The sequence below is a fragment of the Aeromonas bestiarum genome (assembly GCF_000819745.1).
Classification (GTDB): Bacteria; Pseudomonadota; Gammaproteobacteria; order Enterobacterales; family Aeromonadaceae; genus Aeromonas; species Aeromonas bestiarum.
Genome location: NZ_CDDA01000041.1, coordinates 115,760 through 136,520, shown reverse-complemented (window position 1 = coordinate 136,520; position 20,761 = coordinate 115,760). Strand labels below are relative to the sequence as shown.

The window sequence follows — 20,761 nt, the reverse complement described above, 5'->3', positions numbered from 1 at the left end:
TGGGACATAGCCTTAAATTAAATGCCGCACAGGTGCCGCTTGGGCGCCGCGGATACGGACGATGGCAACTAGCCTTGTGATGCGTGTCTGTATACGGTCCTGCAGTGGAGAACCCTATGTATTCGTACACCCTCACCTTCAAGGAGGAGGTCGACAAGTTGACCGCCCCCGAACAGGAGATCAGCCTGCAGAGCCCCGCCCAGGCAGGCGACTTTATTATCCTCTCCGACGGCAGCCGCCATCAGGTGATGTTTGTCACCCACCGCGCCCACTACAGCAGCCTCTATCTCGACAAGGGGGTTCGAGTGCCGCAGGGCTAGCGAAACCATCAGCCGTTGCAGATAACAAAAGCGCGGCCCTTGGCCGCGCTTTGAACGTTCCGGGCAGATCAAGGGATATCAGAGCACTTTGATCACCGGCTGGTGCATGATGGCAACCTCGTTCTGATAGACGACCAACTCACCCGGCGGCATGCCCCGCTCACCCAGCACGGTCACGACACACTCGTAGCGGTAGGGGCCGCTCTTGAATTGATAGGTATGGTTGCCCCCCGTCCCCTCCACCCTGACGGTGCCATTGCTGAGCACCAAATCCGGCTTGTCGCTGAGCACCTTGCCCTTCGCCCAGGAGGCATAGCGATAGTGGCCATCCCCCAGCTCGTCGATGCGAATGGTAAATTTCTCGGTCTGCCACATCAGCTCGGGGCGCTGGTACTCCCGCAGACCGGGATAAAGATCGCTTTTCTGTTTGGCGATAAGCGTGGCTTTAAGCTCGGCGGCCTGCGCCGTCTGATGATTGATAGCTATCACCTTGCCATCGAAATCCAGCCACACCTCACCACTGCCCAGCATGATGCCGCGCCAGCCCATGGTCTGCCAATCCTGCCCGACCCGGGAGCTGGCGATGCTATTTAAAATGGCGTCATCAAACACCTCGTCGAAACGGGCCACCATCTCGGACGAATTCTTGATGACCGGGATGGGGTACTCCTGCTTGAAGGGGTACTTCATCTGGTTAGCAAGCGCCTGATGATCCCGCGCCTTGGCGGCATCGATCACCTTCTGTACCAGAGGGCGATACTCGGCGCCGAGCTGCGGCTCCTCGGCATGGGCCGACGCCATGGCCAACAGCCAGCCCAGCGACATCAGCACAAGCACCGCCCATCTGCGCACACGCCTTGGCGACCGAGCGACGCTCAAGGGAACCCACCACTGCATCTTGCTCATGCCACCTCCTCAATCAGCTTGGCCATCATATATTCATCGACATATGCCCCATCGACTCTCATCGTATTGCGTTTGACGCCTTCTACCTCGAACCCGCAGGCCCGATATAGCGCGCAAGCCCGGGCATTGTGGCACATGACGCCCAACTCCATACGGGTAAAGCCGTGCGCCCTGGCCCAGGCCTCCAGCGCAGACATCATTTTTTTGCCAAAGCCCTGTCCAGTTGCTGAGTGTTGAATACCGATAACGCAATACAGTACATGTTTGTTGCGATTTGCCGGTTGACCGATGCCGACAGTAAAACCTGCAATCTCGTCATGTTCCGACAGTACCAGCATGACTTTATTGTTTGCATCGACAAACGAGGCCAATATTTGAGCTTGCTCGACCTCTGTCGTGGTGCGCTCACCCGGCTCATAGAGCATAAAAGTTGTTTCATTGTCGAGTCTGTTCATCAGGGCCAGTACGCTATCTGCATCCGATACCCGGACTTGTCTCACTTCCATATATTTTCCCCCTCCATGGGACTTTTTCCCCGTTCAAATACGGCTACTGATTACGTCGGATCCGGCAACCAATATTCATAAAAATCTGTTTCGGCATGCTTGGGGTTGGGCCCCAGATATTGCCACCCGCTGCGCCGATAGAAACGCAGCGCCCGCGGGTTGAGACGGCTGACCGACAACACCACTCGCCGGCAGCCAGCCTGCCACAAGGTGCGGCCGATATATTGCAGCAGCAGATCGGCCATGCCTTGACCACGAGCCTGGGGCGTCAAATAGATCAGATATATGTAGCCGGTTTCCGGTTCCGCTGAGACAGTGCAAAACTCCAGCTGCCCCACTATCTCGCCACCCTGCCAGACATGCAGATAATGCCACTCCTGGCTGGCCAGCCTCGTCGCCATCCGCTCTCGATAGCCCGCCAGAAACTCGTCAAATCCCTCGTCGCGATGGAAGCTGCAAACATAGGCGTCCCGACGGGCTGCCACACAAAACTCATAGTCACGCGCCAGGTTTATTTTTTTGAACTCGAGGTTCATGCACCATCCTTGTCACTTTACTGTGGCCAAACGACAGGTGCTCAAGCCGTGCCGATATGTCAAAACACGTTATTCAACGCATTGGCAAACAGGCCAATTAGTAGATCTGGCGTCAGCAAGCTGCAAACCAGCACTCAAACGACAGACAATAGGTGGTGAACATCCGCCCGGAGAGGCGCGTCTTCTCTACCCGGCTTGCCTTGCGGGCCAGTGCCGCATAAGCGGGACGACTGTCCAACAGATGAAAGCGGACTTCGGTATGCCCCATCTCCCGCGCCCAGCACATCATCTCCCTGAAGATGGCGATACCAGCCCCCCAGTGGGCCTGACCGATGACGATAGCCAACTCGACGCCATCCTCATCCGGTTGTATCCCGCACCACCCAGCCAGCTGCCCATGGATCAACACGGCTCGAACACGACACCTCGGCTGCTGGTTGATCCGTATTTTGTCATCCATCCAGCACCCTACCCTGGGCAGATCAAAGCGGGGATGATCAATCAGGTGTTTTCTGATCGTCGCGTCGTTGAGCAGCGGCAGAAAATCCGGAGCCAGCACATCGTCAAAACGCTTGAATTGCACTGTCATATATCAGCCTCAGCCTTGATTACCCCCGTGAAACAGGGTCCAGCTGCAGGCGTTTTCGACATCACATAGACCATGACCATCCACGTCACTGCCCTCGCTGTTTTTTCACCTTCTTCAACGCCATCTTGCGCTTTAGCGGCGAGAGATAATCGATAAACACCTTGCCCTGCAGGTGATCGATCTCATGCTGCATCACGATGGCCAGGAAATCGCTGCTCTTTACAGTGATGGGCACGCCATGGCGATCCTGTGCCGACACCACCACTGAGCCATAACGCTCAACATCGGCATAATAATCCGGCACGGACAGACACCCCTCTTGCCCAAGCGAAAGGTCAGTACCGCTTATCACTTGTGGATTGATCAACACCAGCGGCTGATCCCGTTTTTCCGACAGGTCGATGATGACGATGGCCTCCTTGCGCCCCACTTGCGTGGCGGCCAGACCAATACCATTGTCGGTGGCATAGAGGGTCTCCAGCATGTCATCGATCAGGCCTTGCACGGCCGCGATATCTTCAACCTGCTCGGCCTTGATGCCCAATCGCGGGTCGGGAACCGTTAAAATCTCCAGCATTGCCATGAGGGCTCTCCGTCAACCATTAGTACCTACGTGCTCTTCTCTCGTCACCTGCCGGGACAAGGAGACGAATGCTGGCTCTTCCGCCACCGCCTGGTAACCGAGGCGCCGATAAAATTCTATTGCCCTCTGATTGGCGGTAAAGCTCGACAGGGTCACCCGACTTTTCCCCTCATGCTCCGCCTCGCGATACAGCCGGTCCATGACGGCCGAGCCCAACTGCCGACCCTGATACTGCGGGAAGATGATCAGCAGATGAATGTGCAGCGCATCTTCGTATGGCTTACAGCAGAGCATACCGACTCGCTCGCCCCCCTGCAGGATCCACGAAAACCAGTGCGGCTCATATTCGCTGGTCAACCGCTCGCGCTGAAAGTCGTCATCCCAGCCAAACACCGCCTCGACATAGGGAAAGATCCCCTGTTTGACGGCAGCAAAGCGCTGTTCAAACTCACTGTCCGGCACATCCGCCAGCGCGATCTCCATCTCGTCCCCCGTTAAAGCCATATCGGCCCTCCTGGATAGCCAGTCGTGTCGTTAAGCAGACATGGCCTGCCACGGTTTTTATCTAGAGCACTAGGCTTAGCGCAAATTTGATTTTCATTTGGATATCTTACCGACCAGCGGGGAGATGAAAAGGCTATTGGGCAGAAATAGGGGGAACCTGTGCAATGCAACATCCCTAACGGGTGTCGTGAAGATGCAAGCTGGCGGATCATCGACACCAAGGAATAGCGGGAAAGCGTCTGGGCTGGGCACTTGGCATATGGGGGGAAATTGGGCCAGCAGCAGGCCCAATTCGCTTATGGATGGCTCACCTCCTCCATAAAAATCAGCCGCAGCGGCGCTGCCAACAATGTATCGGTCTGATTGGCAAAGGCCTGAAAATAGTCGGTCGCACAATGGGCATCCAGCGCAGCCTGACTGACAAAGGCTTCGCGCATATAGAAGGTGCCCGGTTCGTCGCGCAATTCAAACAGTACATAATCCAGATTGCCCGGCTCTCGCCGCGTCGGCGCAATGAGCTTGAGCAACTCACGGCGCAGTGGATCTCTCATGCCGGCGCGGGCTTTCAGTACGGCGATGGACACCAGTTTCTCTTCACTCATCTTTATCTGCTCCATTTTCAGGGGTATGCAAAGGGGCTCCGGTCTGGGAGCCACCTTCGAGCGAAGGAGCAGTGTAAAAGGGAGTACCCGGCGGGATATAGCCGGGCAGATTGGACACTCTGTTCGTGCCATTGAACGAGTCGGCGACTAGAGCACCTCTATCTTCACCTTGATAAGGCCGGATCTTGTGCTGCCAATGCTGCTAAAAGCCGATTTGGAGAGATCGATAATACGCCCGTTTTTAAAAGCGCCGCGGTCATTGACCCTGACCACCACGCTCTTGCCATTGGCGAGGTTGGTAACCCGCACCATGGCGCCAAAGGGCAATTCCATATGGGCGGCGCTATTGAGGTTGTTGCGATAGCGCTCGCCGCTGGCGGTCTTTTTGCCGTGATAGCGGTCGGCATAATAAGAGGCGAGCCCGGTGTCGGTATAACCGCGCCAGCTGCCGCCGTGGCTGTCGTCATATCGGCTGCTGCAAGCTGCCAGCAACAGACAAAGCGATAACAGCAGCCCTTTTTGTATGTCTTGCATCTTTCCCTTCATGTCAGCCATGGGCTTTGTCCTTGCTCCCCTTGCCGGGATAAGCGGTTCTGTCGTGCCGTAAAAATGACCACCCAGGGATGACCAATCGCGCGTTCCATGCCGCATCACGTCTTTCTAGCAACGAGACCGGAGCGCCCATTTTCCCATATTTTCCATATAAAACGGGGGGCCTCAGCCTCCCGTTTGTGTGTTCACCCGTCAACCTGTGTCAGGCGATCAGCTTGTCATCGGCGAAGCCAAAGCCGCGCAGACCCACCACATGCACGTGTTCGTGCTTGCCCTGCACCTTGCGGATGAGCTTGTAGGTAGTGCCCTTCTCCGGGCTGATGTTCTCGGGCGCCGCGATCAAGAGCTGCATATCCTGCCGTTCGCACAGCTCGAACAGGGTGGCGATGGATTTGCCATCCAGACGGGCCGCTTCGTCGAGGAACAGCAGGCGGCAGGGGGCTATGTCCTTGCCGCGCAGACGGCGGGACTCCTCCTCCCAGCTGATCAGCACCATCAGCAAGATGGCCTGACCGGTCCCGATCGCCTCGCCGGTGGAGAGCGCACCGCTCTCGGCACGCAGCCAGCCATCGGCGCCACGCTGCACCTCGATCTCCAGCTCCAGGTAGTTGCGATAGTCGAGCAGCACGTCGCCCATCACCTGATAGCTGCGATCCCCCTGCTCGGTCTGCGGGTTGAGACGCTGGAACAGCTTGGCCATGGCCTCGGAGAAGCTAAGCTCCTTGTCGGCGAACAGATCGTTGTGCATGGCACTCTGATCCGCCAGCGCGGTCAACAGGCGAGTGTGAGCCTCGCGGATATTGACGTTGAGGCGCACCCCGCGCACCAGACCGAAGGCGATGTTCTGCAAGCCCTGGTTGAGTACCCGGATGCGGTTCTGCTCGCGACGTATGATATTGGTGATCTTGGCCGCCACCTCATGAGAGGAGAGCGACAGGTGATTTTCACGCTGCTTGAGCTCGTCGGCCAGACGGGCCAGCTCGATCTCCATCTCCTCGATCGCCTCAACAGGATCATCGGAGCGGATGATGTCGTTGCGGATACGGTCTTTGAGGTAACGGTAGACCTGCACATAGAAGGCGACCTTCTGCTCGGTGCTGCGGTTGCCCTCGGAGAGGCGCAGTGCATCACGCAGGGCCTCGTCGTGAGCCACGGCAACCCGCAGGGCGCCGAGGGCCTTGTCCGACATGGATCTCAGCTCGTCGCTGTCGAGGTACGCCAGCTCGCGCTTGTTGAGGCGCTTCTCGACGTCTGTGTCGCGCGCGAGGCGCACCACCCGCGACCAGCTCGCCTTGTGACCCACCAGGGATTTACGGGCGCTGTAGTAATCCTTGCCTTCCAGCTTGAGGCGCCCCCCCAAGGATTCAATCTCGCGCTTGGTCACCTGCAACTGAGCCTCGGCGCTGGTGCGACGGGACCGGGTGCGGATGAGCAGCTCTTCGATCTCTTTCTTGTGGGCGCGGGACTTCTCTTCCATGTCGTCCGACAGTGTCAGTCCCATGGCCGCCAGCTCCTGCTCGAACTCGGTCAGGGTCTGGCGCTTGGCCGAGGCGCTGGAATCGAGCGCGGTGCGCAGTTGCAACGCCTCTGTGTGGCGCTGGGCAATCTGCTTGTGCTGCTCCCCTGCGGTGCGGGCGGCCAGCTCGGCTGTTTTAAGCTTCTCTTTGAGCCGCTCGCTCATCTCGGACGCCTTGCCAAGCAGGTCTTGTGCATCCTGATAGGCGAAGTGCGGCAGGCGGGCCACCAGCTGATCGAGGGCATAGCAGCGGCGCTTCTGCTCGGCCAGCAATTCGCTCGTCTCGTCGAACGCGGCCTGCAGGGCAGCGAGATCCTGCGGATCCTGACGCAGCACCTGCACCAGGGTCTCTAGCTTCTCGAGCGCCTTGCCGTGCTGGGCGATAAAAGCTTCGGCTGTTTTAAGTGCCTCGACGTCGGCGTGGGCCGCCTCGAGACGGGCGGCCAGATCGGCCTCCGCAAACAGATGGGCAAAGGGCAGCATCCCCTGCACCAGCTGGATATATCGGGTCAGCTGGGCAGCAATGGCCTTGGATTCTCCAAGCTGCTTGTCGCACTCGGCTATGGTCCCCTGCAGCGTGCGCAGTTCGGCCTGTTTGGTCTGCACCTGATTTTCAGGGTCCGGCAGGAAGGCGATGTCCAGATGCTGGCCGATAAAGTCGCGGAAGTGGCCGTAGAGACGGTGGTACTTCTGCTGCTCGAAGGCGGCCTTGGCGTAGCCCTCGATCAGATTTTCCCGCTCGAGATCGAGCTGCTCGATCCGTTTTTCCCGGGCGGCGCGACCAAACAGCGGCAACTCGGGGTAACGGGAGAAGCGCACCTGACGCTTGCTGGTGCGCACCAGCACGGCGTCCCCCAGCTCGTCCGCTTCCACCAGATCCTCGTCAAAGGAGTCGGGGTTGCCCTGGATGAGGTAGATATCTTCCGGGCAATCTTCCAGTTTTTTCAGCCGCTCTATGGCGCCCTCAAGGTCGAGCACCACAAGGGCACTGCGAGCCGGACCGTAGAGCGCGGAGTAGTAAGGAGCATCGTCGATGGAGATGTCGTCATAGACATCGGAGAGCAGCACGCCCCCCACCTGCTCGGCGATGCGGGCCAGACGCGGATCCGCCTCGCCGGCGCCCAGCTGCAGGTTGCGAATTTGCAGCTCCAGCGCCTGCTTCTGCGCCGCGATGCGATTGCTCTCCTGCTCGAACTCGCGCTCCTTGTCGAGCACGGTCTGCATGCCGGCCGAAAGCGCCTCGGCGGTAGCGAGCGGCAGTCCGCTCTGCTCGCGCAGCTGCTCGAGCTTTTCAAAGGATTTGAGCCAGCGCGGGGCCAGCTTGGTGAGTTCGCCGATATCACGGCCCAGCTGGGCACCCTGATGCTCCAGGCTGGCGCGGCGCTGGTTCAGATCGCTCTGCTGATCACTCAGCTCTTCCTGACGGGTGCGCTGGGCTTCGAGGAAGAGCTCGAGCTCGTCCTGGCTCGCGATCTGCTGGCCACAGGCTTGATGCAGCTCGTCACGCAACTTGAACAAGGCCTTCTGGCTCTCGCTCTCTTTTTCGAGGCGAGTCAGGGCGGCGCGCAGCCCCTGCCCCTGCGCAATGCGGGCCTTGTCTTCGATATGGCGCTTGAGCAGCGCCTGCGCCGTGGGCCAGGCGGCCTCGCGGGCGGTTTCGGGGGCAATAGTCAACAGCAGCGTCAGCGCGGCCTGATGTTCGGCTACCGCCGCCTTGGCCAGTGCCAGCTGCTGCTCGGCCCCCAGCATACGGCTGGTGAGGCTCTGTTCGGCGGCGCGGAACTGGTGCAGGGTGTCACTCGCCTGTTCAGCGGTCAGCCCCGGCAGTTCGCACTGCGCGCGGGCATTTTCCAGCGCCTGCACCGCCTGACGGTACTGGATGGCGCGGGTCTGCTGAATGTCCAGCGCCTGCTGGTAGTCGGCCAGCTGGGTCTTGAGGCTGTCGACTTCTGCCTGGGCCAGCTCCTTGCGCTCTTCCACTTCCAGCAGCTGGCCGTGGATCTCCTCCACGATCGCCTGCTGTTGCTCCAGCTTGTCGACCAGCTCCGCCAGATCGGCGCGATACATCTCTATCTTCTTTTGCAGAGCAACGGCGGCCATCACCTTGGCCAGGTGTTCGGCGGCGGACTCCAGCTCATCGGTCAGCAATTTTTCGCGGTTGGTGAGCTGCTCCACCTCGTCGGCCAGATAGATGGCGCGCTGGCGCTCTTCGGCCAGAATGCGGCGCTTGTCCGCCAGCTCCTGACGGGTTTTGAGGGCCAGCTCGGAGAGGCGGTTCTTCTCGGCGGCGTTGCGCACATAGTCGGCCGCCACATAGTGGGTGGTCTCGGTGATCAGGTTCTTGAAAAGATCCCGCTGACCCTGGGTCTCCTTGATCGCTTCCAGGGTACGGCGGTTCTCGTAGATGGCCGCCTCCATGTCCTGGAAGGCCTTGCGCACGCCCGAGTTCTCCGGCAGCAGGTATTCACGCAGGGAGCGGCTGATCGAAGAAGAGATGCCGCCGTAGAGGGAGGCTTCGATCAGGCGATAGAACTTGCCGCGATCTTTTTGATCACGCAGCTTTTTCGGGGTGATGCCGAACTCGAACATGAAGTTGTGATAGTCGGTCACCGTATTGAACTTGGCGACCTTCAGCGCCCCCAGCTCGGCGGCGGCCCCTTTCAGATCGGCAAAGGCACGAATGCGGCCCTTGCCGCCCTCGAGTTTCTCCAGCAGCAGATCCGTGGGCGACAGGTTTTCTGGCACATCCACCAGCGCGAACGGGGTGATGTTGACCTTGTTGTCACGGTTCTGGATCTGCTCCAGGTGCACACCGACCCAGATCCGCTGCTCGCGGCTGTTCATAACCTCCAGCACAGAATAACAGGAACCCCGTTGCAGCTTGCCGTAGAGCCCCTTGTCACGCGACGCACTGGAGGAACCCGCTTCCGTGGTGTTGCGAAAATGCAGCAGAGACTGGTCAGGAATAAGCGCCGCGATGAAGGCCGCCATTGTGGTGGACTTGCCCGCCCCGTTGCCGCCGGAGAGCGTCGTCACCAGCTGGTCGAGATCGAAGGTGCGGGCGAAGAAGCCGTTCCAGTTGACCATGGTCAGGGATTTGAATTTGCCTCTCACGACTCTGCCTCCATCTGGGCTGGGGATTTAACGCTGCAGGTCATCTTCAACCTCCAGTTCAAGCTGTTCTTCATCGAGATCCGCTTCAATGTCTTCAAACAGCGAGTCGCTGCTCGGCATCTCGTCGTCGTGGAAGATGGCCTCGCCCTCCTGGATCATCCGCAGCTGCACGGCGCGCGGATCTTCATCGGAGCGCACGTCGGCGGCAAAGCGGAACACGGATTCGTTGACCCGGAATTTGTCGCTGTTGCCAAGGGCGGTGATCATGCCAAGGCGGCGCAGGCGACGCATGGAGGTACGGATCTTCTCCAAGAGCTTCTTCTTGTCCAGATCGGTGCCGCCGGAGCGGCTGTTGACCATGCGCAGCAGCTGCTTCTCGTCGGCCAGGCTCAGCACCTCTTCTTGCAGCTCGCCCATGGCGAACACCCCTTCCGAGGCGAGCCTGTCCGGGCTCAAGTACAGGTAACAGAGCACCTTGCCCACCAGCATGTCGAGCTCGGAGAGCACGGTCGTGCCGATGTCGGCGCTGGGGCGCGGACGCAGGTAGAAGAAGCCCTCCGGCGCCTTGATGAGTTCCACCTGATAGCGGCCGTAGAAGATCTCCAGCTCGTTGTGGTACTCCACCAGCGCCGAATGCTGTTCGAAATCGTCGGCACTGATGTGGCGGCCCGAGCGCAAGGCGGTGTCGATGCGTGGAAACAAGGGGTTGGCGATGGCCTCTGCGAGCCGCAGCGGCAAGGGAAACTCAGTATTGATCAATGACATAGGCCTGAACCTTGGATCCAGCTTGGTTAATGGGTTTCCATGCGGGTTGGTGGTGCAGCTCGCGCTCACCGCTGGCATGGCCCAGGCGCACGGCCTGGTCGATCAGAAGACGCGCCACATCGAAATGGGCGTGAGCCGGGTAATCCAGCAGGTATTCCCGCAGCACATCGGCCACATCCAGCTGATGGCCCTGCTCGGGGTAGCGGGCCAGGTAGCGCTCGATGCGCTCAGCCAGCTCCTGGTTGATGTCCACCATCTCCATGTACTCCATCTCGAGGGGCACCTCACCGGTGACCTCTTCATCGTGGATGGCGATGGTTTCATCACGCAGCTCCAGCAGACGGGGCTCCTCGGCCACCCTCAGCAAGAAGTTGTGCTGCTCGAAATTGCGGATGGAATCGCGCAGCCGCTGGCTGAAGGCGCGGTTCTTGTCCATGTCGATGGCGTTGCGGATAAATTTGTGGACGTGCCGATCGTAGCGGGACCAGAGCTCGATGCACTGCTGGCCCCAGCTGGTGATCACATCGAGCCGCCCCTGCAGCGCGTGGGTCAGCTCCTCGACGTGGAACAGATCGTCGCGCCCCTGGGCCACTTCCTGAATGTTGAGCAGCCCCGCCTGCAGGCGGTGGCCGGCGGCGTCCAGGGTATCTTGCAGCTCGCGCAGGGTCTGGCCTGTCTCGTGCAGCAGTTTTTCGCAGCTGTGGATGGCATCGACCCAGTTCTGGGTCAGCAGGGCCGCTATCTCGCTCTTGACCTGATTCTGTTGCTCGTCCATGGCGCGCTGGGTCAGATCGATGCGCCCCAGCGTCTCTTCCAGCGAGAAGGTGAGCCGTGGCAGCACCTCGGCATCCCACTGCTCGCGGGTGTTGGTCTCAAGCGCCGCCTTGCGGGCGGTGTCGAGCTCGGCCGCCAGGTGTTCGAGCAGGATGGAGAGCTTGATGGAGTCGACCTGGCGCTGATCCATGAAGAAATCGACGATCCCCATCCCCAGCCGCGACAGGCGATAGAGGCTCTCTCCCGCCACCATGTCGGTGTTGAAGCGCGACAGCAGCTGCTGGCGAATGAGATCGTTGATGGCGTTGTTGGCGCGACCTGTGAGGGTCTCGTCCATCTGGCCAAAGGCGTTGCTGACATAGCCGAAGGCATCGTGCAGCGCCGCTTCCGACAGGTCCGACTCATCTTCGGACAGGGTCTTGATTGCAATCAGAAAGGCCAGCCGGTCGGTCGGCAGGCTCAGCGCCAACCCCTCCTGCCTGACCCATCCCACCATCTCGGGCAGGGTACGGGATGTACTCATCATGACGTTGTCATCTCGTTGTTGTAATTGGGCGCGAAAGCTCGCGCACGGCTACATCCGGTAGCATCAAAAAATCACGTTATCCCGGGCATCAGCGGGCGGATTGCGCCGCCATCAGCTGGCCGGCTTTTGTGCCATCACATGGATGCATTGACCCAGGGACGGCAAAGAGCACCGAAGGGATCATCCCCCAGTCGACCCACTCTCCGACCCATCAGCTGACTGGCTTTTGCGCCATCACATGGATATAGCGACCCAGGGAGATAAACGGTTCCTGGCGGCAATATTGCTGCTCCATGGCCAGCAGATCATCGAACTTCTCGACCTGATCCTGCTTGTGGCGCATGTAGTCGTGGATGACGCGCACCCCCGTCTTGCCGATGATCTTGAGCCCCCCTCGCCCAATCCAGTCGTACACCTGTTCCGGCAACTGCGGATTGGTGGGGGTCAGGGCGGTCTGGCGCTTCTTGCGCAGGCCGAGGCGCACATAGTCAAAATTGCCTACCACCAGGCTCTGAAACAGCAGGCCATGACGGTTGTAAAAAAGCAGCGACAGTATGCCCCCTGCCTTGACGAAAGGGAACAGACCGAGCAAGGTCTGGCGCGGCTCGGCGAGCCATTCCAGCACGGCGTGGCAGAGCACCAGATCAAAGGTGCCGGTCACCTGGCTCTTGAGATCCTGAATGGGGCACTGGATGAGACGAATTCTGTCTTCCAGCCCCTTTTCGGCGATCTGGGCCCGTGCAAGTTCAAGCATTTCGGCGGAGAGATCGCACAGCTCCACCTGATGACCCATGGCCGCCAACTTCTGGGCAAAGTAGCCAAATCCGCCCCCCGCATCCAGGATGCGCAGGGGCCGGTTGCCAAGGCGCGCCAGGCAGGCTTCGATGTCGCTCCACACCACTGTGGTGCGAATGAGCCCCTTGGTGGAGTCATAAATGTTGCGGGCGAACTTGTCGGCGCGCCCGTCAAAACTCTGATCTTGCTTCAAGACACACTCAACTTTTGGCCGCAGGGTTGGGCCTGACGAAAAAAGAGGGGTATTCTGTCACATCCCGAATTTGCTGAAAACTCAAGGACGACATCCCAGTGTTTGAGCTCAACCTGTTTGCCGCCAACTTGTTTGTTATCAAGAAGTGGCTAGGCCAATTGCTGATGCCGCTGCCCTTCTCCCTCTCCCTGTTGCTGCTGGCGATCTTGCTGCTCTGGTTCACCCGTTTTCAAAAAACCGGCAAGCTGCTAGCGACCCTCTCCTTGCTGGTCGTCGCCCTGATGGGAATGCGACCGATAAGCTACGAGCTGGCCCGCCCGCTGGAGCAGACCTTTCCGCCCTTTGAGATAAACCAGCACCCGGATATAGCGGCCATAGTAGTGCTGGGCAACGGTCACGTGAGCGATCCGGCCGTGCCCGAGCGCGCCTGGCAGAACAACATATCGCTCGCTAGAACGCTGGAGGGGGTGCGCCTCGCCCAGGCTTACCCGCAAGCAGAAATCATCTTCTCCGGTTATGTGTCCGGGGATCCTCTCTCCAACGCCGAGGTCAATGCCCGCATGGCGGCGAGCCTGGGCATACCCCGCTCGCGGATGACGTTGTTTGAAAACAACAAAGACACCCACGACGAGGCCGTCAGCATCAGCCGTTATCTCAAGGGCAAGCGAGTAGCGCTGGTCAGTTCGGCCACCCACCTGCCGCGGGCCATGGCGCTCTATCAGGGACAGGGACTCGATGCGGTGCCGGCCCCCACCGACTACACAGCCAAGCAGAGCCAGGTGGCGCAACCCCTCTACAGCTACCTGCCGAAGGGGCGTTATCTGATGTATTCCGAGGCTGCCGTTCACGAATGGATTGGGGTATGGTGGGCCCGTTTGCGAGGGCAGGTTAACGATTGAGCAATCGAGCCTTGCATTCCTGATTTGGATCAGGAAAGCGAAAAAAAATTACGTCATTTGCCGCCGGGTCAGCTATCTTGGGCTCGGTTCAATTCATATAATGTCGCGCAATCAAATGCCTAGGAGAGTTACAAGATGAGACAGCACCTGGTAATGGGTAACTGGAAACTGAACGGCACCAAAGCTTCTGTCGAAGCTCTGATCAAAGGACTGACCCCGGCTGCTGCCGCTCATCCTTCTGTGCAAGTCGCCGTCTGCCCGCCGGTTATCTTTTTGGGTCTGGTTGAGCAGCTGACCGCTGGCACCAAGATCGCCTACGGCGCCCAGAATGCCGACCTTCACGAATCCGGCGCCTTCACCGGTGAAAACGCCCCCTCCATGCTCAAAGCCTTCGGTTGCACCTACTCCCTGGTCGGTCACAGCGAGCGTCGTACCCTGCACGCAGAGAGCGACGACGTGGTTGCCGCCAAGTACGAAGTCATCCAGAAAGCTGGCCTGGTGCCGGTACTGTGCATCGGTGAGACGCTGGAACAGTTCGAAGCCGGCGTGACCAAGAACGTGGTTGAGACCCAGCTGAAAGCCGTCATCGACCGTTGTGGCATCGCCTCCTTCAGCAACGCCGTGGTTGCCTACGAGCCGGTATGGGCCATCGGCACCGGCAAGACTGCTACCCCGGAAATCGCCCAGTCCGTCCACGCTCACATCCGTCAGTACCTGGCCGGGTTTGACGGCGCCGTGGCTGCCAAGGTACAGATCCTGTACGGCGGCTCCGTCACTGGCGCAACCGCAGCCGATCTGTTCGGTCAGCCGGACATCGACGGCGGCCTGGTGGGTGGTGCGTCCCTGAAAGTGGACGACTTCTCCCAGATCATCGCTGGCGCAGCCAAGTAAGCTGTTGCCCAGGAGGGGGCGCTTGCCCCCTCCTGCATATCGCTTTTCCTATGGCGGCCCCCGCATCCCATACGAAAGCCGATATAGTCAATGTGGCTTATCTCATTTTCAAAACTTCGTATTAGACAACTCAGATCCAGAGGCACTCATGACCAAACAAATCAAACGTATTGGTGTTTTGACCAGTGGTGGTGACGCACCGGGTATGAACGCAGCCATCCGCGCCGTGGTGCGCGCCGGTCTGCATCATGGCCTGGAAGTTTACGGCATCTATGATGGCTACCTCGGTCTGCATCAGGACAGGATCGTCAAGCTGGAGCGTCACAGCGTCTCCGACGTGGTCAACCGCGGCGGCACCTTCCTGGGTTCCGCCCGTTTCCCCGCTTTCAAAGACCCGAAAGTGCGCGCCGAAGCGATTGAAAATCTGAAAAAACACGGTATCGACGCCCTGGTGGTGATCGGTGGTGACGGCTCCTACATGGGTGCCAAGAAGCTGACCGAGGAGGGCTTCCCCTGCATCGGCCTGCCGGGCACCATCGACAACGACATCGCCGGTACCGACTTTACCATCGGCTTTGATACCGCCCTGAACGTGGTGGTTGACGCCATCGACCGTCTGCGCGACACCTGCAGCTCCCACCACCGCATCTCCGTGGTCGAGATCATGGGTCGCCACTGCGGCGATCTGGCCATGTCTGCCGCCGTTGCCGGTGGCGCCGAGTACGTGATAGTGCCGGAAGTTACCTTCGACAAGGACAAGCTGCTGCAACAGATCAAGGAAGGCGAAGCCAAAGGCAAGAAGCACGCCATCATCACCATCTGTGAGCACGTCACCGACGTGAATGCCCTGGCCAAGGACATCGAAGCCATGACAGGCCGCGAGACCCGCGCCACCATTCTGGGCCACATCCAGCGTGGCGGCTCGCCGACTGCGCGCGATCGCATCATGTCCAGCCGCATGGGTGCCTTCGCCGTTGAACAGCTGCTGGCCGGTCAGGGTGGCCGCTGCGTCGGGATCCAGGGCAACGAGATGGTGCACCACGACATCATCGACTGCATCGAGAACCTCAAGCGCCCGTTCGATCAGGAGCTGTACGATCTCTCCACCACCCTGTTCTAAGCGCCTGTCGCTTGCTCAGCCTGTTGTGACAAAAAACCCTCCGCTGGAGGGTTTTTTTATGCACGTCGTGTGCCCGGCAACGGGCGGAACCGGCCGCCGTGCAGGCGCCCTCTCTCTTGCCACGCCATCTGCTGCGCTGTTTTCCAAATCTTGCCCCCATACCAGCGGAGCGCCTCCCTGGCCCCTGGATAGTCAACGACAGCCCTCTCGCCATCGACGAATGGGCGCAGCTTCCTTGCCAGGGTTTGGCGGCTCACGACATCCAGGCCATCCCGGCTGGCGAGATGGCCTTTTCTGCATCGGACGCAGGATCAGCATCAGCTCCCCTCCCATCACCACAGGCCGCCGGTGGCGTCGGCCACACTCATCGCTAGCACAGAGCCCTGTATCGTCATCCCGGGGGTGTTGAGAGCCTCTCCTCAATGCCGTCGCACCGGGACACGCAGACGCATGGCATAAGAAGAGGGTGAGCCCAGCGCAGGAACCGTCATTCGTGCCCCCTCAATGGCAAGCCCCCCATCATGTTCGCCATTTTTTTCGTACTGACTGAGAAGCGGGTGCCGCGCCAGCTCCCTGAAAGAGGCGCCCTGTCAGGCTTCAAGGTACAAGATGCGACAAAAAATGGATGCACTCTTCAAATTCAGCCAAGGGACAAGCCAATTGGCTTTCGACGACATTTTCAGACGCCAAAGAGGGGCTTGAAAGCGGATCAAATTTCAAAAAAACCAGAAAAGCTCCATACAAAACCCACTGAAAAATTGACACAAATAAAACTTAACATCATGAATTTTATAAATTTATACCACATACACAGAGCTCGCATCGGCATCACACAGAAGGCCAGATGATAAAACAGACGCTAAAATGCAAAAACAAGGCTTTAGATGCTTCAAGCTCATAAATTGCCACATAAATACATTTTACTATTGTTTTACCGCACAATTGTGGTATCTTGGTCCCATCAACAGTCAGCCAAGGGAGACAAAATATGAAAGAGTTTGTTGTTACTGCCGTTTTTACCGTGTTTTTCACTCTGGTTGCCGTCTCTCTGCCGTCGCTGTCACAGCTTTGAGCCGGTTAGTCATCCAGAATTGTGTATTGCTGAATGACAGCCATAGCCCAGGCGCTGACTAATTCACCACTCTCTGTCTTTTTTGGCTGTTTCACCCAGCGTGATACCGAAAGCCTTATTTAGAACTGGTTGATGCACACTATATAAGCTGCATGTCACTGCCACCGTCCACAAGGGGAGCCTCACCGCTCCCCTTGTTGCATTTGCCGCTCCGGGATTTACTCTTGCTCCCCTGCCCGTCACAATATCCGCTGGACTCGCCATGCAGGAATTACCATGACCCAAGATGCTCTACGCCAGTGGCGTCGTGATCTTCATCGTCTGCCCGAAGCGGCCTGGTGTGAATTTCGCACCAGCTCCCTCATCGCTCACCACCTCTCAAAACTCGGGTTTGAAGTCATGCTGGGGGACAAGCTGCTGGCCAGCAACCTCATCATGGGACGGGAGGTAGACGTACAAGCCCAAAAGGAGCGCGCCCTGCGTCAGGGTGCACATCCCGACTGGCTGGCCCGCATCGAAGAGATAACGGGTGTGATGGGCGTGTGGGACAGCGGTCGTCCCGGCCCGACCCTGGCCTTTCGCTTCGATATCGATGCGGTGGAAGTCGATGAGAGCCAGGATGAGCTGCATCCCCCCAGCCAGGAGGGGTGGCAGTCTCGCAATGCCGGCTGGATGCACGCCTGTGCCCACGACGGACATACCGCCATCGGGCTGGTACTGGCCGAGCGGATCGCAGCCCTCGCCGATCGGTTGAACGGCCGTATCAAGTTGTTCTTCCAGCCCGCCGAAGAGGGCTGCCGTGGCGGCAAGGCGCTGGCGGCGGGTGGTCAGCTCGACGATGTGGATGCCCTGCTGGCGCTGCACATCGGCATTCATGCCAACAGTGGCGATCTGGTGGTCAATCCCACCGAGTTTCTCTGCTCCACCAAGTTCGATGTAGAGTTTCTGGGGCGCGCCGCCCACGCGGGGCTTGAGCCCAACGCGGGCAGCAATGCGCTGGCGGCAGCCTGCACGGCGACCACCGCCATGCTCGGCATTGCCCGCCACCGCGATGGAATGACCCGCATCAACGTGGGCCAGCTCAGCGGTGGCAGCGGTCGCAACGTGATCCCGGGCCATGCCCGCCTGCAGGGGGAAACCCGTGGCGCCACCCCGGCGCTTAACGACTATATGTTCGGCCAGGTGCAGCAGATAGTGGAAGGGGCCGCCATGATGCAGGGCGCCACCTACCTCATTCGCAAGCAGGGGGAAGCCATCGGCATCGAGAACAGTCCGGCCCTGCTCGAGGAGATAGTGCCGCTTGCAAAGGCGCTCAAGCTTGAGACCATCCACACTCGCCGCTTTGGCGCCAGCGAGGATGCCGGCTTTCTCATCGAGCGGGTGCAGCGAAACGGCGGTCAGGCCGCCTATCTGATCCTGGGGGCCAATCTGGCGGCGCCTCATCACCATCCGGAGTTCGACTTCGACGAGACCGTGCTGGAACACGGGGTCGCCCTGCTCGAATCCTGGCTGCTCAGTCGTCTGGGTACCTGATAGATGACAAGAGGACAAAAGGCAGCCCAAGGGCTGCCTTTTTTGTTGCTGGCGAGCGGCTCGCCGCCTTGGCTTACTGCCCCAGCACTATGGTGGAGAGGTGGGCAAAGTGGTGGATCTCGTGGGTCGCCTCGCACTCGGTGTCGTGACGGGCCGGGTTGTACCAGCAGGTAGCCAGCCCCTGCGCCGCTGCACCGGCGATGTCGGTCTTGGGGTTGTCCCCCACCATCAGCACCCGCGCCGGGCTCGGCTGCCCCATCAAGGCCAGGGTATGCTGGAAAATGGCGGCGGCCGGCTTGGTCACCTGTACCTCGTCCGAGATGACCAGCGGCTCGAACCAGTCGCTCCAGCCCAGCTTGCTGAGGCGACCCCGTTGCGGCAGGCTGAAGCCATTGGTGATGATCCCCATCCGCACCCGGCCTTTGAGGGCCTGCAGTGTCTCCAGCACCCCCTCCAGCGGCACGCTCAGGGCGATGATCTGCTGCAAGAAGGTGTCGTTCATCGCCATGGGAGCTACGTCCACCTGTTCGGCAAACAGGGAAAAACGGGTCTGCTGCAGGTGGGCCGCATCTATCTCGCCGGAGTTGTACTGCTGCCACAGACTGTGGTTCAGAGCATGATACTCCGCCATCTTGGGAAGCGTCGGCGTCACGCCGTAGAGCTGCAGGGTCTGCTCCAGGGCCTGGGCAACCGGGAAATCGAGCAGAGTTTCGTCCAGATCGAACAACACCCAGTCATAACTTGGTACTTTCACGGGATCCCTTACTGTTCTTGTTCATCGAGTTCATGGCGGCGGCCCAGCGGGCTGGCGAGCAAGTCCAGCGTCAGCCTGACCCCGAATCCGGTCACTTCACTGCTGACCACGCCATTGCCCCCCTTGCTGCGAAAACCGCTCAAATCGAGGTGCAGCCAGGGGGTCTGAGCAGGCACGAAGCGGTTGAGAAAACGGGCGGCATCTATGTGATCCGGCGATGCGCCTGGCGCACACTGTAACAGATCGGCCCACTCGCTATCGAGGTTGTCGTCATAGTCCTCATCCAGCGGGAAGGGCCAGACTCGCTCACCGCTGCGCTGGCCCAGGCTTATCAGCTCGCCGAACCACTGGGGCCGGTTGGTAAAGGCGCCGCTGTAACGGCTGCCCAGTGCCCGCTTGCAGGCCCCCGTCAGGGTAGCGTAATCGATCAGCAGATCCGGATTATCCTGCACCGCCATGCAGAGGGTATCCGCCAGCACCATGCGCCCCTCGGCATCGGTATCCACCACCTCTATGGTGGTGCCGTTGAGCGCCGTCACCACCTCCCCCGGCCGGTAAGCGAGCGGGCCTATGTGGTTCTCGGCGATGGCGAGCCAGCAGTGCACCTCGTAGGGCAGGCGGGCCCGGCTGATCGCATAGAGAGCGCCCAGTGCCACTGCACTGCCACCCATGTCCAGGTGCATGCCATACATGCTGCCGGCGACCTTGAGGTTGTAACCGCCCGAGTCGTGACAGATCCCCTTGCCCACCAGGGCGACCCGGCGCACCGGATTGGGCGGGCAGTAACTGAGCTTGACCATGGCGGCCTGGTTGTCTTCCGAGCCTCTCGCCACCGCGATGAAGGCGCCGGCTCCCCGTTCGGCCAGTTGGGCCTGATCGTACTCGTGCCACTGCCAGCCTTCGACCTGGGCCAGCTGACGAGCCCACTCCCGATAGCTGCGGGCGGTGAGATCGGAGGCCGGCGATACCGCCAGATGCCGCGCCATGCCATTGCCTTCGGCCTCGGCGTAGATCCGCGCCAGATCCAGCACGCAGCGCGGCGACACCGCAATCTGCTGATAGCGCCACTCATCCTCGGCGCTATGCTTGTGGCTCGGCAGCGGCACATTGGCCGCCAACAGGCAGGCCAGCGTCAGCTCGGCCAGTTGCGCCCTGTCCCCCTCGTCAAACCCTTCCAGGTGCAGCCCCATCCGCTCGATCTTGAGTCCGGCCAACGGGGCTATCCAGGATCTGGCCTGCTTGTAGAGGGCGTGATCCCGGGCGGGACGGGCTCCGATGAAGATCACCAGTTGCAGGCTGTTGTGCTGCACCAGGCTGTAGGGCGCCTTCTGCCCCAGCGCTATCTGGGTTGCCACGGCGGCAAACTCAGGTCTGGCCAGAATAGAGTCGCGCAGATCTTCGGCGACAAGCAGCAGGTTGGCCGAAAGCCCGTTGCCCATGGCCTGGCTCAGGGTGGCATCATGAATGTCGATCTGGGGGGGGAGATAAGTGAACTGTTGCATCATTGGGCAGAGGCCTCGTCCATGAAGAGATATCACTGATGATACCCAACAAAGCGCGGTGGCGGCCAGATTTGCACTTGAAAATCAATATCAAGCGTGATTATGCGTACATATGATCAGCAACCGGAAACGGCGCGAAACATAACGAGGGGGAAACAAGAGGAAAAACGAAATGGAGAAACAGAAGAAAGATGGTTGCGGGGGCCGGA

The 20,761-nt window shown here is 59.7% G+C and carries 19 protein-coding genes; 5 read left to right on the top strand and 14 right to left on the bottom strand.

The annotated features are described in order from the left end of the window. Positions 1 to 116 precede the first annotated feature (116 nt). Positions 117 to 320 (top strand): hypothetical protein, encoded by a 204-nt coding sequence (locus BN1118_RS20805; protein WP_042867481.1) that lies wholly within the window; start codon positions 117 to 119, stop codon positions 318 to 320. Between the two features lie 78 nt (positions 321 to 398). On the opposite strand, the gene BN1118_RS20800 is transcribed toward BN1118_RS20805, so the two are convergent. From BN1118_RS20800 to cmoM, 12 genes are all read right to left on the bottom strand, one after another. Beyond that, the gene (locus BN1118_RS20800) at positions 399 to 1,226 is read right to left on the bottom strand and encodes a hypothetical protein (protein WP_043557788.1); all 828 of its coding nucleotides are present in this window, start codon (positions 1,224 to 1,226) and stop codon (positions 399 to 401) included. Beyond that, positions 1,223 to 1,732, bottom strand: coding sequence for a GNAT family N-acetyltransferase (locus tag BN1118_RS20795; protein WP_043557787.1), 510 nt, complete (start codon positions 1,730 to 1,732; stop codon positions 1,223 to 1,225). Before BN1118_RS20795 ends, BN1118_RS20800 begins: the two co-directional genes overlap by 4 nt. Before the next feature lie 50 nt (positions 1,733 to 1,782). Further along, positions 1,783 to 2,268, bottom strand: a complete 486-nt coding sequence (locus BN1118_RS20790) for a GNAT family N-acetyltransferase (RefSeq protein ID WP_043557786.1) — start codon at positions 2,266 to 2,268, stop codon at positions 1,783 to 1,785. 112 nt (positions 2,269 to 2,380) lie between these two features. Next, a complete protein-coding gene (locus BN1118_RS20785) occupies positions 2,381 to 2,857 on the bottom strand; it encodes a GNAT family N-acetyltransferase (protein WP_043557785.1) in 477 nt (158 codons plus the stop codon). A gap of 85 nt (positions 2,858 to 2,942) precedes the next feature. Next, positions 2,943 to 3,440, bottom strand: coding sequence for a peptide deformylase (gene def / locus BN1118_RS20780; RefSeq protein WP_043557784.1), 498 nt, complete (start codon positions 3,438 to 3,440; stop codon positions 2,943 to 2,945). A gap of 12 nt (positions 3,441 to 3,452) precedes the next feature. Continuing rightward, a complete protein-coding gene (locus BN1118_RS20775) occupies positions 3,453 to 3,923 on the bottom strand; it encodes a GNAT family N-acetyltransferase (protein ID WP_043557799.1) in 471 nt (156 codons plus the stop codon). Between the two features lie 317 nt (positions 3,924 to 4,240). Further along, positions 4,241 to 4,561 carry a putative quinol monooxygenase gene (locus tag BN1118_RS20770; protein WP_084214224.1) on the bottom strand — a complete coding sequence of 107 codons (321 nt, stop codon included), beginning with the start codon at positions 4,559 to 4,561 and terminating at the stop codon, positions 4,241 to 4,243. A 132-nt stretch (positions 4,562 to 4,693) separates the two neighbouring features. Beyond that, positions 4,694 to 5,080, bottom strand: coding sequence for a septal ring lytic transglycosylase RlpA family protein (locus tag BN1118_RS20765; RefSeq protein ID WP_205619639.1), 387 nt, complete (start codon positions 5,078 to 5,080; stop codon positions 4,694 to 4,696). A 220-nt stretch (positions 5,081 to 5,300) separates the two neighbouring features. Next, positions 5,301 to 9,728 (bottom strand): chromosome partition protein MukB, encoded by a 4,428-nt coding sequence (mukB, locus tag BN1118_RS20760; RefSeq protein ID WP_043557783.1) that lies wholly within the window; start codon positions 9,726 to 9,728, stop codon positions 5,301 to 5,303. Between the two features lie 27 nt (positions 9,729 to 9,755). Continuing rightward, positions 9,756 to 10,493 (bottom strand): chromosome partition protein MukE, encoded by a 738-nt coding sequence (gene mukE / locus BN1118_RS20755; RefSeq protein ID WP_021140832.1) that lies wholly within the window; start codon positions 10,491 to 10,493, stop codon positions 9,756 to 9,758. After that, complete coding sequence (gene mukF / locus BN1118_RS20750; protein ID WP_043557782.1) at positions 10,474 to 11,793, bottom strand: chromosome partition protein MukF; 1,320 nt, start codon at positions 11,791 to 11,793, stop codon at positions 10,474 to 10,476. The genes mukE and mukF overlap by 20 nt, the downstream gene beginning before the upstream one ends. 211 nt (positions 11,794 to 12,004) lie before the next feature. Then, positions 12,005 to 12,781 carry a tRNA uridine 5-oxyacetic acid(34) methyltransferase CmoM gene (cmoM, locus tag BN1118_RS20745; RefSeq protein WP_043557781.1) on the bottom strand — a complete coding sequence of 259 codons (777 nt, stop codon included), beginning with the start codon at positions 12,779 to 12,781 and terminating at the stop codon, positions 12,005 to 12,007. Between the two features lie 128 nt (positions 12,782 to 12,909). On the opposite strand from cmoM, the gene elyC reads away from it, so the two are divergent. The 4 genes from elyC (at position 12,910) to BN1118_RS20725 (ending at position 18,296) form a co-directional block, all read left to right on the top strand. Then, positions 12,910 to 13,680, top strand: a complete 771-nt coding sequence (elyC, locus tag BN1118_RS20740) for an envelope biogenesis factor ElyC (protein WP_043557797.1) — start codon at positions 12,910 to 12,912, stop codon at positions 13,678 to 13,680. A 135-nt stretch (positions 13,681 to 13,815) separates the two neighbouring features. Beyond that, entirely contained in the window at positions 13,816 to 14,571 is a 756-nt protein-coding gene (tpiA, locus tag BN1118_RS20735; protein WP_043557780.1) for a triose-phosphate isomerase, read from the top strand. Between the two features lie 148 nt (positions 14,572 to 14,719). Beyond that, positions 14,720 to 15,691 carry a 6-phosphofructokinase gene (gene pfkA, locus BN1118_RS20730; RefSeq protein WP_042652255.1) on the top strand — a complete coding sequence of 324 codons (972 nt, stop codon included), beginning with the start codon at positions 14,720 to 14,722 and terminating at the stop codon, positions 15,689 to 15,691. A 1,348-nt stretch (positions 15,692 to 17,039) separates the two neighbouring features. Further along, the gene (locus BN1118_RS20725) at positions 17,040 to 18,296 is read left to right on the top strand and encodes an amidohydrolase (protein WP_043557779.1); all 1,257 of its coding nucleotides are present in this window, start codon (positions 17,040 to 17,042) and stop codon (positions 18,294 to 18,296) included. Positions 18,297 to 18,369: 73 nt separating this feature from the next. On the opposite strand, the gene yjjG is transcribed toward BN1118_RS20725, so the two are convergent. Both yjjG and BN1118_RS20715 read right to left on the bottom strand, forming a co-directional pair. Then, the gene (yjjG, locus tag BN1118_RS20720) at positions 18,370 to 19,050 is read right to left on the bottom strand and encodes a pyrimidine 5'-nucleotidase (protein WP_043557778.1); all 681 of its coding nucleotides are present in this window, start codon (positions 19,048 to 19,050) and stop codon (positions 18,370 to 18,372) included. An 8-nt stretch (positions 19,051 to 19,058) separates the two neighbouring features. Then, entirely contained in the window at positions 19,059 to 20,555 is a 1,497-nt protein-coding gene (locus BN1118_RS20715) for a M17 family metallopeptidase (RefSeq protein WP_043557777.1), read from the bottom strand. Positions 20,556 to 20,761: the final 206 nt, after the last annotated feature.

Coding starts and splice junctions, on each gene's coding strand:
- BN1118_RS20805 (WP_042867481.1), top strand. CDS start 117: ATGTATTCGTACACCCTCACCTTCAAGGAGGAGGTCGACAAGTTGACC.
- BN1118_RS20800 (WP_043557788.1), bottom strand. CDS start 1,226: ATGAGCAAGATGCAGTGGTGGGTTCCCTTGAGCGTCGCTCGGTCGCCA.
- BN1118_RS20795 (WP_043557787.1), bottom strand. CDS start 1,732: ATGGAAGTGAGACAAGTCCGGGTATCGGATGCAGATAGCGTACTGGCC.
- BN1118_RS20790 (WP_043557786.1), bottom strand. CDS start 2,268: ATGAACCTCGAGTTCAAAAAAATAAACCTGGCGCGTGACTATGAGTTT.
- BN1118_RS20785 (WP_043557785.1), bottom strand. CDS start 2,857: ATGACAGTGCAATTCAAGCGTTTTGACGATGTGCTGGCTCCGGATTTT.
- def (WP_043557784.1), bottom strand. CDS start 3,440: ATGGCAATGCTGGAGATTTTAACGGTTCCCGACCCGCGATTGGGCATC.
- BN1118_RS20775 (WP_043557799.1), bottom strand. CDS start 3,923: ATGGAGATCGCGCTGGCGGATGTGCCGGACAGTGAGTTTGAACAGCGC.
- BN1118_RS20770 (WP_084214224.1), bottom strand. CDS start 4,561: ATGGAGCAGATAAAGATGAGTGAAGAGAAACTGGTGTCCATCGCCGTA.
- BN1118_RS20765 (WP_205619639.1), bottom strand. CDS start 5,080: ATGCAAGACATACAAAAAGGGCTGCTGTTATCGCTTTGTCTGTTGCTG.
- mukE (WP_021140832.1), bottom strand. CDS start 10,493: ATGTCATTGATCAATACTGAGTTTCCCTTGCCGCTGCGGCTCGCAGAG.
- mukF (WP_043557782.1), bottom strand. CDS start 11,793: ATGATGAGTACATCCCGTACCCTGCCCGAGATGGTGGGATGGGTCAGG.
- tpiA (WP_043557780.1), top strand. CDS start 13,816: ATGAGACAGCACCTGGTAATGGGTAACTGGAAACTGAACGGCACCAAA.
- pfkA (WP_042652255.1), top strand. CDS start 14,720: ATGACCAAACAAATCAAACGTATTGGTGTTTTGACCAGTGGTGGTGAC.
- BN1118_RS20725 (WP_043557779.1), top strand. CDS start 17,040: ATGACCCAAGATGCTCTACGCCAGTGGCGTCGTGATCTTCATCGTCTG.
- BN1118_RS20715 (WP_043557777.1), bottom strand. CDS start 20,555: ATGATGCAACAGTTCACTTATCTCCCCCCCCAGATCGACATTCATGAT.